Here is a 12,656-nt window from a genome sequence, read left to right as displayed (position 1 = left end):
TCCCGTGTTCAAAAAAGAGGATTGACCGTGCCTATTGACAGCCATCCTCGGATCGGTCATTCCGACCGAATCAGTCGACGCGGCGCTACGCGCCCGTCGTCGCTCACTTCACCGATACCGATGAAGCGACCGGTATGATCCTGCACTCGCATCATGCCGAACTTCGGTGCTTCCGGAGCCCGCACCGGCTGGCCGTGAAGCCAGTAGTAGGCGCTGTGCTCTGTCAGCTGGATCAGCGGCCAGTGTTCCAATCCGCTGTCGACCGGCAGGAGGAACTGGTCCAGTGCCTCGTTGCCGCCTTCGGCGTGGGCCTTCTCCAGTGTCTCCAGACTGATCGCCTGGTCCAACCCGAAGGGGCCTGCCTGGGTCCGGCGCAGTTCTGCTACGTGGGCTCCGCATCCCAGAGCCTGGCCGAGATCCTCGACCAGGGTACGGATATAGGTGCCCTTGCTGCAGGCTACGGCCAGTCTTGCCTGGCTGTTCTCACACGCCAGCAAATCCAGGCGCGCAATAGTAACAGAACGCGCCTCGCGCTCCACTACTTCACCAGCACGCGCCAGCTTGTACAACGGCTGACCGTCCTTTTTCAGAGCCGAGTACATCGGTGGTATCTGCTTGATTTCGCCGCGAAAACGCGGCAATTGGGCTTCGATATCCTCGCGACCGGCGGTCACCTCGCGACGCTCGATCACCTCACCCTCGGCATCGCCGGTGGAAGTAGTAACCCCTAGCTGGGCCAGGGTTTCGTAACCCTTGTCGGCATCCAGCAGGTACTGGGAGAACTTCGTCGCCTCACCGAAACATAAGGGCAGAACGCCGGTCGCGAGCGGGTCGAGGCTGCCGGTGTGACCAGCCTTCTCGGCATTGAGCAGCCAGCGCACTTTCTGCAGCGCAGCGTTGGAGCTCATGCCGCGCGGCTTGTCGAGAATCAGCACGCCGCTGATGTTACGGCGGATACGTTTTACCTGGGCCACGCCATTACTCCTCGTCGTTGCCCGGGTGCTTGCGATCTTCCGCCACGGCGCGCTCGATCAGCGCCGACAGCTCAGCACCGCGACGGATACTGGCGTCGTAGTGGAAGTGCAGTTGCGGTACGCTGCGCAGCTTCATGGCCTTGCCCAGCTGCATGCGCAGGAATCCGGCGGCATCCTGCAGGATGTCGCGGTTCAACTCGACCTTCTCGGCATTGTCGTCCTGGCCCATCACGGTGATGAACACCTTGGCGTGGGACAGGTCGCGGCTCACGTCCACCGCAGTAATGGTCACCAGACCCAAGCGCGGGTCCTTGATCTCACGCTGAATCAGCAGCGCCAGCTCACGCTGCATCTGATCACCGATGCGTTGGGTACGGCTGTAGTCTTTAGCCATTTCGTTTCACTCATGAACACTTAAAAAGCCAAAAGCCAGGAGTAGAAAGCGATGGCTTCCAGCTCCTGGCTCCGGGCTTGTGGCAAGCGCGACACTTACAGCGTGCGCGCCACCTGGACCTTCTCGAAGACTTCGATCTTGTCGCCGACCTTGACGTCGTTGTAGCTCTTCACGCCGATACCGCACTCCATGCCGGCACGCACCTCGGACACGTCGTCCTTGAAGCGGCGCAGGGACTCCAGTTCGCCTTCGAAGATCACTACATCGTCGCGCAGTACGCGGATCGGACGGTTGCGGTGTACCAGACCCTCGGTAACCATGCAGCCGGCAACCGCGCCGAACTTTGGCGAGCGGAACACGTCGCGCACCTCGGCGATACCCAGGATGTTCTCCCGGACTTCGCTGCCCAGCATGCCGGACAGTGCTTTCTTAACGTCTTCGATGATGTCGTAGATGATGTTGTAGTAGCGCAGGTCCAGACCTTCCTGCTCGACGATCTTGCGCGCGCCGGCATCAGCACGCACGTTGAAGCCGAACAGCACGGCGTTGGACGCCAGCGCCAGGTTGGCGTCGCTCTCGGTGATACCACCGACACCGCCACCGACCACACGCACCTGAACTTCCTCGTTGCCGATGTCGGCCAGGGCGCCCTGAAGGGCTTCGAGAGAACCACGCACATCGGACTTGAGCACGATGTTGAGGGTCTTCTTCTCGTCCTGCCCCATGTTCTCGAAGATGTTCTCCAGCTTGGAGGACTGCTGGCGCGCGAGTTTGACTTCGCGGAACTTGCCTTGACGGAACAGGGCAACTTCGCGGGCCTTCTTCTCATCAGCGACCACGGTCAGGTCGTCACCGGCGTCCGGCGTACCGTCCAGGCCGAGGATCTCGACCGGGATGGACGGGCCAGCTTCTTTCACCGGCTTGCCATTCTCGTCGAGCATGGCGCGGACGCGGCCATAGTTGACGCCGCAGAGAACCATGTCGCCCTGACGCAAGGTACCGTCCTGGACCAGCACGGTAGCCACCGGGCCACGGCCCTTGTCCAGACGAGACTCGACCACAACGCCACGGCCAGGGGCCGACGGAGTTGCAGTGAGTTCCAGTACTTCAGCCTGCAGCAGTACGGCCTCAAGCAGCTCGTCGACACCCGTACCAGCCTTGGCCGACACAGGTACGAACTGGGTATCGCCGCCCCACTCTTCCGGGATCACATCCAACGCGGCCAGGCCGTTCTTGATGTTGTCCGGGTTGGCTTCGGGCTTGTCCATCTTGTTGACCGCTACCACGATCGGTACACCAGCCGCTTTCGCGTGCTGCACCGCTTCGATGGTCTGCGGCATCACGCCGTCGTCAGCCGCCACCACCAGGATGACGATGTCGGTAGCCTTGGCGCCACGAGCACGCATAGCGGTGAACGCAGCGTGGCCCGGGGTGTCGAGGAAGGTCACCATGCCACGATCGGTTTCGACGTGGTAAGCACCGATGTGCTGGGTGATGCCGCCGGCTTCACCGCTGGCCACCTTGGTACGGCGGATGTAGTCCAGCAGCGAAGTCTTGCCGTGGTCGACGTGACCCATGACGGTCACGACCGGCGCACGCGTCAGCACCTCGCCTTCAAACTTCAGGGACGCAGCCAGTTGATCTTCCAGGGCGTTCTCATTGACCAGCTTGACCTTGTGGCCGAGTTCTTCGGCGATCAGTTGAGCGGTCTCGCGATCGAGCACCTGGTTGATGGTCACGGGAGTGCCCATCTTGAACATGAACTTGACGACTTCGGCACCCTTGACGGCCATCTGAGCGGCCAGTTCGGCCACTGTAATGGTCTCGCCAATGCTGACTTCACGCACGATAGGTCCTGTTGGGCTCTGGAACCCATGTTGGTTGCGCTTTTTCAGCTTGGATTTGCCGCCGCGTCCACCGCGACGACCGAAGGAATCGCTTTCCTCCTCGGTACTGCGCGGGGCAACGCGGGGAGCCGGAACCTTTTCCTTTTCCTTGAGCGAAGGACGGTGCTGTGCGTGCTTGCGGTCGCGGCGATCATCCTCGTCGCGAGCGCGCTCCGGACGCGGCGCTTCCTTCTTGCGATCAGCGGCAGCAGCGGCAGCGGCAGCGGCTGGTGTGGCAGCACCGACCTGAGCGGTTACCGGGGCAGTCGCCGGAGTGGCAACAGGCTCGGCAGCCGCAACCGGGGCATCGGCCCTGGCAGGATCAACGGCGTCCTTCGCACGCGCATCAGCTTCGCGACGGGCAACTTCTTCGGCGCGCAGACGAGCTTCCTCTTCGGCCTTCAGGCGAGCAGCTTCCTCCGCCACGCGCTGCTCTTCGAGCTCGCGTTGACGCTCTGCCTCGATCTCGTCGGGGCTACGTTTGACGTACGTTTTCTTCTTACGTACTTCGACGTTGATGGTCTTGCTGCCGGCGACCCTCAGCGTGGTGGTGGTCTTGCGTTGCAGGGTAATCTTGCGCGGTTCTTCTACGCGCTCGCCGTGGCTGCTCTTGAGATGAGCCAGCAGCGCCTGCTTCTCATTGTCGGTTACAACCTGCTCGGCGCTGGTGTGCGGCAATCCCGCCTCGCGCATCTGCAGCAGCAGGCGCTCCACCGGTGTATCGACCACTTGGGCCAGTTCTTTCACCGTGACTTGCGTCATGCACTTCTCTCCTCAGGCCGCGATACTTACTCGAACCAGTGGGCTCGGGCGGCCATGATCAGCTTGCCGGCACGCTCTTCGTCCATGCCGTCGATGTCGAGCAGGTCGTCGATCGACTGCTCGGCCAGGTCTTCGCGGTTAATAACGCCACGTACAGCGAGTTCAACAGCCAGGTCCTTGTCCATGCCTTCCAGGGAAAGCAGGTCTTCGGCAGGCTGGGCATCCGCCAGCTTCTCTTCGGTCGCGATGGCCTTGGTCAGCAGGCGGTCCTTCGCACGGGCACGCAGCTCGTTGACGATTTCTTCGTCGAAACCTTCAATGCTGAGCATTTCTTCCATGGGTACGTAGGCGATTTCCTCCAGGCTGGTGAAGCCTTCTTCAACCAGTACCTGAGCCAGCTCTTCGTCCACTTCCAACTCATCGACAAAGGCGCGCAGGATGTCGCCGGTTTCGGCTTGCTGCTTGGCCTGGATATCCGCTTCGGTCATCACGTTCAGCGTCCAGCCAGTCAATTGGCTAGCCAGGCGCACGTTCTGGCCACCACGGCCAATAGCCTGGGCCAGATTGTCTTCGGCAACGGCGATGTCCATGGCGTGGGCATCTTCGTCGACGATGATCGCCACCACTTCGGCCGGAGCCATGGCGTTGATCACGAACTGCGCAGGATTGTCATCCCACAGAACGATATCGACGCGCTCTCCACCCAGTTCGCCGGATACGGCCTGGACGCGGGAGCCGCGCATACCGATGCAGGCACCCTGCGGATCGATACGCTTGTCCTTCGAACGGACAGCGATCTTGGCGCGGGAACCCGGGTCGCGGGAGGCGGCCATCACTTCGATCAGTTCTTCGGCGATTTCCGGCACTTCAATGCGGAACAACTCGATTAGCATCTGTGGCGCAGTGCGCGACAGGATCAATTGCGGGCCACGGTTCTCGGTGCGAATCTCCTTCAGCAGGGCGCGCACACGGGCCCCTACACGGAAGGTTTCACGGGCGATGATGTCTTCGCGAGCCAACAGGGCTTCGGCGTTGTTGCCCAGATCAACGATCACGTTGTCACGAGTGACCTTCTTCACGGTGCCAGAGATGATGTCGCCCAGCTTCTCGCGGTAGGCTTCAACCACTTGAGCACGCTCAGCTTCACGCACCTTCTGCACGATGACCTGTTTGGCGGTCTGCGCGGCGATGCGGCCGAACTCGATAGACTCGATCTTCTCTTCGATAACGTCGCCGATCTTGGCGTGTTCATCCCGTTCCTGGGCCTGATCAAGGGTCAGCTGGATAGCCGGGTCCTCGAAATCGTCTTCTTCGACAACAGTCCAGCGTCGGAAGGTGTCGTAAACACCATTGTGGCGGTTGATTTCCACACGCAGGTCGACTTCGTCCTCATAACGCTTCTTGGTAGCAGTGGCCAGGGCCAGCTCCAGCGCCTCGAAAATCACGCCAGCCGGTACACCCTTTTCGTTGGATACCGACTCAACAACCAGCAGTACTTCTTTGCTCATCGTACGCCTCGCCTTTCGCAATCCATTGGATCCGCGGGATCCGCGTCTCAGTCAAAACGGGGAATGATGTTGGCCTTGTCGATCAGTTCGATCGGCAGGAGGAACTCGCGGTCTTCAATAAGAACCACCACGTCCTGCTCCTCCACCCCGCGGAGAAGCCCCTGAAAATTGCGTCGTCCTTCGAAGGGCGAACGCAGCTTGATCTTAACCAGCTCACCAGCATGGGCCGCGAACTGTTCAAGGGTGAACAGCGGTCGATCCATACCCGGTGACGATACTTCGAGGGTGTACTCACTGCTGATCGGGTCCTCGACATCGAGAACACCACTGATCTGCCGGCTAACCTTCTCGCAATCGTCGACGAGAATGCCGTTTTCGTGATCGATGTAGATCCGCAGCAGTGAATGCCGCCCTTGAGACAGGAACTCGATGCCCCAGCACTGATAACCGAGCGCTTCGACTACCGGGGCCAACAAGGCCTGCAACTGTTCTAGCTTGCTCGACACCTGATTGCCTCTCGCATGCTGTGCAAATAAAAAATGGGCGAAACGCCCATCCATTCAAACCACCTGATCCGTGATCGGAGGTCAACTGTCCAGCTAGCAAAAAGCCCCTAAAAAGGGGCTTCGCGACTACTGGTTGCGGGGGCTGGATTTGAACCAACGACCTTCGGGTTATGAGCCCGACGAGCTACCAGACTGCTCCACCCCGCGTCAAAGCTGGTGCGAGAGTATACGGCCAGCACCTTGCATGGTCAACCGAACATCCCACTAAGAAGAAAGCCCGCATCGCTGCGGGCATCTCTTTGTATGGTACCGAGGAGGGGACTCGAACCCCTACAGCCTATGGCCACTACCACCTCAAGGTAGCGTGTCTACCAATTCCACCACCTCGGCAAAACTTGCCTTACTTCTGCTCTGGAGCCTGAGGCACATCACCCGACTGGGTGGCTGGCTTCTGCTCTTCGAGCACCGGCACATCGTCAGCTGCCGGCTTGCTTGGCTGAACTTCGAGAACCGCCGGATCCGGCAGGCCTACGTTGCTCAGCGCATCAGCTTTATCTTTAGCAAAGTACGCTAAACCCAAGCTGGTAATGAAAAAAACCGCGGCGAGTATAGCAGTAACTCTACTCAGAAAGGTAGCAGAACCTTGGCTCCCGAATACGGTTGCCGAAGCACCGGAGCCAAACGATGCACCAGCATCTGCACCCTTCCCCTGCTGAACCAACACCAGACCAACAACACCCAGCGCGCCCAGCAGATGCACCACAATTACGACAGTTTCCAGCATCTTGTCAGCTTCCTGCGGCGCGACAAATCGCACCGAACTCATCCGCATTCAGGGAAGCTCCACCAACGAGCCCCCCATCGATATCCGGCATGCCGAACAACTCGGCCGCACTGGCCGCCTTCACACTGCCGCCATACAAAATTCTGACGCCGCGAGCAACTTCGGCATTCTCCGCCGAGAGCTGCGACCGAATCGCCGCATGGACTTCTTGCGCTTGCTGCGGCGAAGCTGTCAGCCCCGTACCTATCGCCCAAACCGGCTCATAGGCAATTACCGCCCGCGCAAATGCGCCCACACCAAGCTCTTCGATCACGCTACCCAGTTGACGCCCAACAACCTCAAGCGTCTTACCAGCTTCGCGCTGCTCCCGGGTCTCACCGACGCAAAGCACCGGAATCAAACCACAGGATTGAGCAGCAGCAAACTTGCGACTCACGACTTCGTCGCTTTCACCCAGAATCAGGCGACGCTCCGAATGACCAACCAGAACCAGACTGCAACCTACGTCTGCCAACTGACTGGCCGCGATCTCTCCGGTGAGGGCTCCCTGCACCGGCTCTACCGCACAATTCTGCGCACCGAAGGCAATCGACTTACCGTCCAGGCCTTGAATGACCTGATTGATGTACAGACAGGGCGGCATTACCGCGACTTCGACGCCAGCAGGCAAGGCCAATTGGCGCAAGCCTTTGATCAGCTCTGCGACGCTGGCGCGGGTACCGTGCATTTTCCAGTTACCGGCTACCAGAGGTCGGCGCATGCTTTATCTCGTCGATCAAAGTGGGCGCAGATGTTACCCAAGAGAAATCCAACTAGCAAGACAAATCAAGCACATACCTCAGTCACGACTTTCGCCAGCTCTTCTGCATAGCTGCGCACCAGCTTCTCGTCGTCGCCTTCGACCATCACACGCACCAACGGCTCCGTACCAGACTTGCGCAGCAGAACGCGACCACGACCGGCCATCTGGTTCGTGACGCGAGCACAAGCGTCCTGCACAGCCGGATGATTGACGGGGTCTACATCACCACCGGCATAGCGCACATTGATCAGCACTTGCGGGCACTTGCGCATGCGCTGACGCGCTTCTGCCAGGGACTGACCACTGCGCTGCAAGGCCAGCAGCACCTGCAGGGCGGAGACAATGGCGTCCCCGGTAGTGGTGAAATGGCTGCAAACGATATGGCCTGAATTCTCCCCCCCCAGCGTCCAGTCATTGGCCTGGAGTTCACTCATCACGTAGCGGTCGCCAACCTTCGCTCGAACGAAGGGAATATCAAGCTCCTTGAGACCCAACTCCAGGCCCAGGTTACTCATTAGCGTGCCAACCACACCGCCATTCAGCCTGTCCCGACCATGCAGGTCTCGGGCGATCAGGTAGATCAACTCGTCGCCGTCCACTACCGCACCGGTGTGATCGACCATCAGAACACGATCGCCATCACCATCGAAGGCGATACCGACATCCGCGTTCTGCTCCACAACAGCAGCCTGCAGGCTGGCCATATGAGTCGAACCACAGTCGTGATTGATGTTGAGGCCGTTAGGTTGCGCCGCCAGCACGCTCACTTGGGCGCCGAGCTCGCGGAACACGTTCGGGGCGACCTTGTAGGTAGCGCCGTGGGCACAGTCGACTACCAGTTTGAGGCCGGCGAAGTCGGTGCTGATTGGCGTGGTGCTCTTGCAGAATTCGATGTAACGGCCCGCGGCATCGTTGATGCGGGACACCTTGCCCAACTGGGCAGAGTCGACCACCGTCATCGGCTGATCCAGCAGACCCTCGATCATCAGCTCCACCTCGTCCGAGAGCTTGGTGCCTTTGCCGGAGAAGAACTTGATGCCGTTATCGTCGTGCGGGTTGTGCGAGGCGCTGATGACAATACCCGCATCCGCCAGGAAGGTGCGGGTCAGGTACGCGATGGCCGGGGTTGGCATAGGGCCGAGCAGCATCACATCGGCGCCAGCTGCCAGCAGGCCGGCCTCAAGGGCAGACTCGAACATGTAGCCGGAGATTCGCGTGTCCTTACCGATGAGGATGCGGCATTTGCCTTGCTTACGAAATGCCGTACCGGCGGCCCAGCCAAGCTTGAGCATGAAATCCGGAGTAATCGGGAACTGCCCGACACGCCCGCGAATACCGTCGGTGCCAAAATACTTTCTGCTCATGAGAGGGTGCTCCGTGTTTTCTTATTCCGCCGCTTGCACCGCGGCGATCATGCGGACGGCGTCAACGGTTTCCGCGACATCGTGTACGCGTAGAATGCAGGCGCCCTTGGCCACAGCGAGTGCGGCGAGGGCGAGGCCGCCAGACAGCCGCTGATGGACTTCCCGCCCCAGCGCCTGACCAATCATGCTTTTGCGCGAAACCCCAACCAGCAAAGGGCGCCCCAGCTCGTGAAGCGCCTCCAGATGCTTGAACAGGCTGAGGTTGTGCGCGAGGGTCTTGGCGAAGCCGAAGCCCGGATCCAGGATGATCCGATCACCCTGAACCCCGGCAGCCAGGCACGCCTGCGTACGCTCCGTGAGAAAATCCCCGACTTCACGTACGACATCCCGGTAGTGCGGATCCTGCTGCATGTTGCCCGGCTCGCCGAGCATGTGCATCAGACAAACCGCCAACCCTGTATCGGCGGCGGCGTCCAGCGCGCCATCACGACGCAGTGCACGCACATCATTGATCAACCCGGCGCCGAGGCGAGCGCCTTCACGCATGACAGCGGGCGTAGATGTATCCAGCGAGATCACCACATCCAGCTCGCGGGCGAGGATTTCCACCACCGGAGCCACGCGCTCCAGTTCTTCGGTCGGGGAGACCGGCCGGGCACCTGGCCGCGTCGATTCGCCACCGACATCGATCAGGGTCGCACCGGCAGCCACCATCTCCGCGGCGTGACGCAGCGCGGCTTCGCGCGCATTGAAGCGCCCGCCATCAGAAAAAGAGTCAGGGGTGACATTCAGGATGCCCATAACGTGCGGCTGGGCCAAATCAAGAACCCGGTTGCCGCAAGGCAACCGGGTCGGGTACTGCACTGACTTCATCTACAAGCCTTAGTGTTCGCCAGCCGGCCCACCAATGGGGGTTTCAGGGCGATCGACTTCTTCGCGAGGAGCAGGAGTACCGGAAGAAGTGCCGGAACCGCCCTGCCAATCCTTTGGCTCGCGCGCAACGCGGCCGGACATGATGTCATCGATCTGCTCGGAATCGATGGTCTCGTATTTCATCAAGGCCTCAGCCATCATGTCGAGCTTGTCGCGATTCTCGGTCAGAAGGTTCTTCGCGGTGCTGTAGCACTCGTCGATGATACGGCGCACTTCCTGATCAATCAGCTTCGCAGTTTCGCCGGAAACATTGGCGTGTTGGGCTCCGGCGCTGCGACCCAGGAACACCTCACCCTCCTCTTCCGCATACATCAGCGGGCCAAGCTTCTCGGACAGGCCCCACTTAGTCACCATGTTCCGGGCGATCTGGGTGGCACGCATGATGTCGTTGGAGGCGCCCGTGGTGACGCCATCGAAGCCCAGGGTCATCTCTTCGGCGATACGGCCACCGAACAGCGAGCAGATCTGACTGGTCAGCGCACGCTTGGACAGGCTGTAACGATCCTCCTCGGGGAGGAACATGGTCACGCCCAAAGCACGGCCACGGGGAATGATCGAGACCTTGTAGACCGGGTCATGCTCAGGCACCAGACGACCGACGATGGCATGGCCTGCCTCGTGGAATGCCGTGTTGAGCTTTTCTTTCTCGGACATGACCATGGATTTGCGCTCAGCGCCCATCATGATTTTGTCCTTGGCCAGCTCGAACTCTTTCATTTCCACCAGGCGCTTGTTGACGCGGGCGGCAAACAGGGACGCTTCGTTGACCAGGTTGGCCAGGTCAGCGCCGGAGAAGCCGGGGGTACCCCGTGCGATCACGCCCGGATCGACGTCGTCACCCATGGGCACCTTGCGCATGTGTACCTTGAGGATCTGCTCACGACCGCGGATATCCGGCAGGCCAACCACCACCTGACGGTCGAAGCGCCCCGGACGCAGCAGTGCCGGGTCCAGAACATCAGGACGGTTGGTCGCAGCAATCACGATAATGCCGTCGTTCATCTCGAAACCGTCCATCTCAACCAGCAACTGGTTGAGGGTCTGCTCGCGCTCATCGTGACCGCCGCCCAGGCCGGCGCCACGATGGCGACCCACAGCGTCGATCTCGTCGATGAAGATGATGCAAGGAGCATGTTTCTTCGCCTGGTCGAACATGTCGCGAACACGGGATGCGCCAACACCAACGAACATTTCGACGAAGTCGGAACCGGAAATGGTGAAGAACGGCACCTTGGCTTCGCCGGCAATAGCCTTGGCCAGCAGGGTCTTACCGGTACCGGGCGGGCCGACCATCAGCACGCCGCGCGGAATACGGCCCCCCAGACGCTGGAACTTGCCCGGATCGCGAAGGAACTCCACGAGCTCGCTGACTTCTTCCTTGGCCTCATCGCAACCGGCAACGTCAGCAAAGGTGGTCTTGACCTGGTCTTCAGAAAGCAGGCGCGCCTTGCTTTTGCCGAAGCTCATCGGGCCACCGCGGCCGCCGCCACCGCCCTGCATCTGGCGCATGAAGAACATGAAGACTGCAATGATCACCAGAATCGGGAAGCTGGCAACCAGCAACTGGGTCCAGATGCTCTGCTGCTCAGGCTGCTTGCCTTCGATGATCACATTGTTATCGATCAGGTCGCCGATAAGGCCACCATCCTGAATTGCCGGACGAACGGTTTTGAATGATTCGCCGTCGTTGCGCTTGCCAGTGATGACGAAGCCATCGACGGTAACACGCTCGACCTTGCCTTCTTTAACCTGCTCGATGAATTCCGAGTAGTTAAGAGTCTGCGGTTCGCTCGGGCTGGAGAAATTGTTCATCACCGTGACAAGCACGGCAGCGATGATCAGCCACAGGATCAGATTTTTTGCCATATCGTTCAATTAGCTACCCTCTGGAACGGGCCCCTTCCTGGAGCGCACCCCGCATGACGGCTGGTGGTTAACCGGCCTAACTTACTACACAACCCCCACCCCTGGCAGGCGCCGTCTGTAACCCTTTATGAGGCATCGAAGCCTCCCCGCAGCGACGGGCCCAACTCATGGGACCGGCGAAGCAGGTATCCGTTGCAGTCTATTCCCGACGGAAGCCGCGTGCGAGCAGGTATTGCTCGCGGGAGCGGTCACGCGACGAAAGCGGCTTGCGCATCTGCACCTTGTAGAACATGGCAGGCGGTTGGTCGGCCGCACCTACCCCATTCATATTGGGGCCATATCGGAAATCACAAGGCCCACCGGGCGATCACCAACCGCGCCTTCGGTGAAGTCGCCCCGAATGAAGCTGCGCCATCTGACCCACAGGTCGTCGAAGTGTTCTTTCGGCCAACGACGACTAGTCTTGGAGCTGGCCACGGGATACCTCGTGTTCGGCTGTGCGCCCCGGAATCACTCGGGTAAACTACCAGCCTTTTTTCGCAAGGGTCTGATTATGGCGCTTTCACCGGAGCACAAGAAGCAATACAAATCTATCGGTCATCACCTGAAACCGGTATTGACGGTGGCCGAAAATGGTCTGACCGAAGGTGTGCTGGCCGAACTGGAGCGTGCGCTGAATGATCACGAACTGATCAAGGTCCAGTTCCGCATCATTGAACGTGATGACCGCCGAGCCCTGATCGATGAACTCTGCGCCGCCGGCAACTGCGAGCTGGTCCAGATCATCGGCAAGATGGCGTTGGTTTATCGCCGCAATCCGAAGCCGAACCGCAACCTCTCCAACATCAGCCGCTTCAGCGGTCTCTGAGTCTCCCGC

Annotated in this window: 11 protein-coding genes, 2 tRNA genes and 1 pseudogene; 1 reads left to right on the top strand and 13 read right to left on the bottom strand. The window is 60.1% G+C overall.

The genetic code is table 11. The features are described 5' to 3' along the window. Positions 1-56: 56 nt before the first annotated feature. The 13 genes and pseudogenes from truB to AAHM40_RS14735 form a co-directional block, all read right to left on the bottom strand. Positions 57-974, bottom strand: a complete 918-nt coding sequence (gene truB, locus AAHM40_RS14795; protein ID WP_342245321.1) for a tRNA pseudouridine(55) synthase TruB — start codon at positions 972-974, stop codon at positions 57-59. 4 nt (positions 975-978) lie between these two features. Then, positions 979-1,368: a 30S ribosome-binding factor RbfA gene (rbfA, locus tag AAHM40_RS14790; RefSeq protein ID WP_028630014.1), complete on the bottom strand. Its 390-nt coding sequence runs from the start codon at positions 1,366-1,368 to the stop codon at positions 979-981. Positions 1,369-1,463: 95 nt separating this feature from the next. Continuing rightward, the gene (gene infB, locus AAHM40_RS14785; protein WP_342245320.1) at positions 1,464-4,016 is read right to left on the bottom strand and encodes a translation initiation factor IF-2; all 2,553 of its coding nucleotides are present in this window, start codon (positions 4,014-4,016) and stop codon (positions 1,464-1,466) included. A gap of 26 nt (positions 4,017-4,042) precedes the next feature. After that, complete coding sequence (gene nusA / locus AAHM40_RS14780; RefSeq protein WP_342245319.1) at positions 4,043-5,524, bottom strand: transcription termination factor NusA; 1,482 nt, start codon at positions 5,522-5,524, stop codon at positions 4,043-4,045. A gap of 47 nt (positions 5,525-5,571) precedes the next feature. Next, a complete protein-coding gene (gene rimP, locus AAHM40_RS14775) occupies positions 5,572-6,030 on the bottom strand; it encodes a ribosome maturation factor RimP (RefSeq protein ID WP_028630011.1) in 459 nt (152 codons plus the stop codon). Between the two features lie 130 nt (positions 6,031-6,160). Beyond that, a tRNA-Met gene (locus AAHM40_RS14770) sits at positions 6,161-6,237 on the bottom strand. A gap of 97 nt (positions 6,238-6,334) precedes the next feature. Beyond that, positions 6,335-6,420, bottom strand: a tRNA-Leu gene (locus AAHM40_RS14765). 10 nt (positions 6,421-6,430) lie between these two features. Continuing rightward, the gene (gene secG / locus AAHM40_RS14760) at positions 6,431-6,814 is read right to left on the bottom strand and encodes a preprotein translocase subunit SecG (protein WP_028630010.1); all 384 of its coding nucleotides are present in this window, start codon (positions 6,812-6,814) and stop codon (positions 6,431-6,433) included. Positions 6,815-6,818: 4 nt separating this feature from the next. Continuing rightward, the gene (tpiA, locus tag AAHM40_RS14755; RefSeq protein WP_342245318.1) at positions 6,819-7,574 is read right to left on the bottom strand and encodes a triose-phosphate isomerase; all 756 of its coding nucleotides are present in this window, start codon (positions 7,572-7,574) and stop codon (positions 6,819-6,821) included. A gap of 65 nt (positions 7,575-7,639) precedes the next feature. After that, positions 7,640-8,980, bottom strand: coding sequence for a phosphoglucosamine mutase (glmM, locus tag AAHM40_RS14750; RefSeq protein ID WP_342245317.1), 1,341 nt, complete (start codon positions 8,978-8,980; stop codon positions 7,640-7,642). A 21-nt stretch (positions 8,981-9,001) separates the two neighbouring features. Beyond that, entirely contained in the window at positions 9,002-9,853 is an 852-nt protein-coding gene (gene folP, locus AAHM40_RS14745) for a dihydropteroate synthase (protein WP_342245316.1), read from the bottom strand. 9 nt (positions 9,854-9,862) lie between these two features. Continuing rightward, positions 9,863-11,779 (bottom strand): ATP-dependent zinc metalloprotease FtsH, encoded by a 1,917-nt coding sequence (gene ftsH, locus AAHM40_RS14740; protein WP_342245315.1) that lies wholly within the window; start codon positions 11,777-11,779, stop codon positions 9,863-9,865. A gap of 199 nt (positions 11,780-11,978) precedes the next feature. Continuing rightward, positions 11,979-12,187 (bottom strand): annotated as a pseudogene (locus tag AAHM40_RS14735) (23S rRNA methyltransferase); the annotation flags it as partial. Positions 12,188-12,332: 145 nt separating this feature from the next. Between AAHM40_RS14735 and AAHM40_RS14730 the strand changes: the two are divergent. Further along, on the top strand, positions 12,333-12,647 hold the full coding sequence (locus AAHM40_RS14730; RefSeq protein WP_028630004.1) for a YhbY family RNA-binding protein: 315 nt from the start codon (positions 12,333-12,335) through the stop codon (positions 12,645-12,647). Positions 12,648-12,656 lie beyond the last annotated feature (9 nt).

Origin of the sequence: Pseudomonas sp. OTU5201 (genome assembly GCF_038440135.1) — a bacterium.
GTDB classification, from domain to species: domain Bacteria; phylum Pseudomonadota; class Gammaproteobacteria; order Pseudomonadales; family Pseudomonadaceae; genus Metapseudomonas; species Metapseudomonas resinovorans.
The sequence above is the reverse complement of the archived record's forward strand: the minus strand, read 5'-3'. Positions and strand labels throughout refer to the sequence as shown.

Bases quoted from the DNA above. Each gene is read 5' to 3' on its own strand.
- infB (WP_342245320.1), bottom strand. From the start codon at position 4,016: ATGACGCAAGTCACGGTGAAAGAACTGGCCCAAGTGGTCGATACACCG.
- tpiA (WP_342245318.1), bottom strand. From the start codon at position 7,574: ATGCGCCGACCTCTGGTAGCCGGTAACTGGAAAATGCACGGTACCCGC.
- glmM (WP_342245317.1), bottom strand. From the start codon at position 8,980: ATGAGCAGAAAGTATTTTGGCACCGACGGTATTCGCGGGCGTGTCGGG.
- AAHM40_RS14730 (WP_028630004.1), top strand. From the start codon at position 12,333: ATGGCGCTTTCACCGGAGCACAAGAAGCAATACAAATCTATCGGTCAT.
- secG (WP_028630010.1), bottom strand. From the start codon at position 6,814: ATGCTGGAAACTGTCGTAATTGTGGTGCATCTGCTGGGCGCGCTGGGT.
- nusA (WP_342245319.1), bottom strand. From the start codon at position 5,524: ATGAGCAAAGAAGTACTGCTGGTTGTTGAGTCGGTATCCAACGAAAAG.
- rbfA (WP_028630014.1), bottom strand. From the start codon at position 1,368: ATGGCTAAAGACTACAGCCGTACCCAACGCATCGGTGATCAGATGCAG.
- ftsH (WP_342245315.1), bottom strand. From the start codon at position 11,779: ATGGCAAAAAATCTGATCCTGTGGCTGATCATCGCTGCCGTGCTTGTC.
- folP (WP_342245316.1), bottom strand. From the start codon at position 9,853: ATGAAGTCAGTGCAGTACCCGACCCGGTTGCCTTGCGGCAACCGGGTT.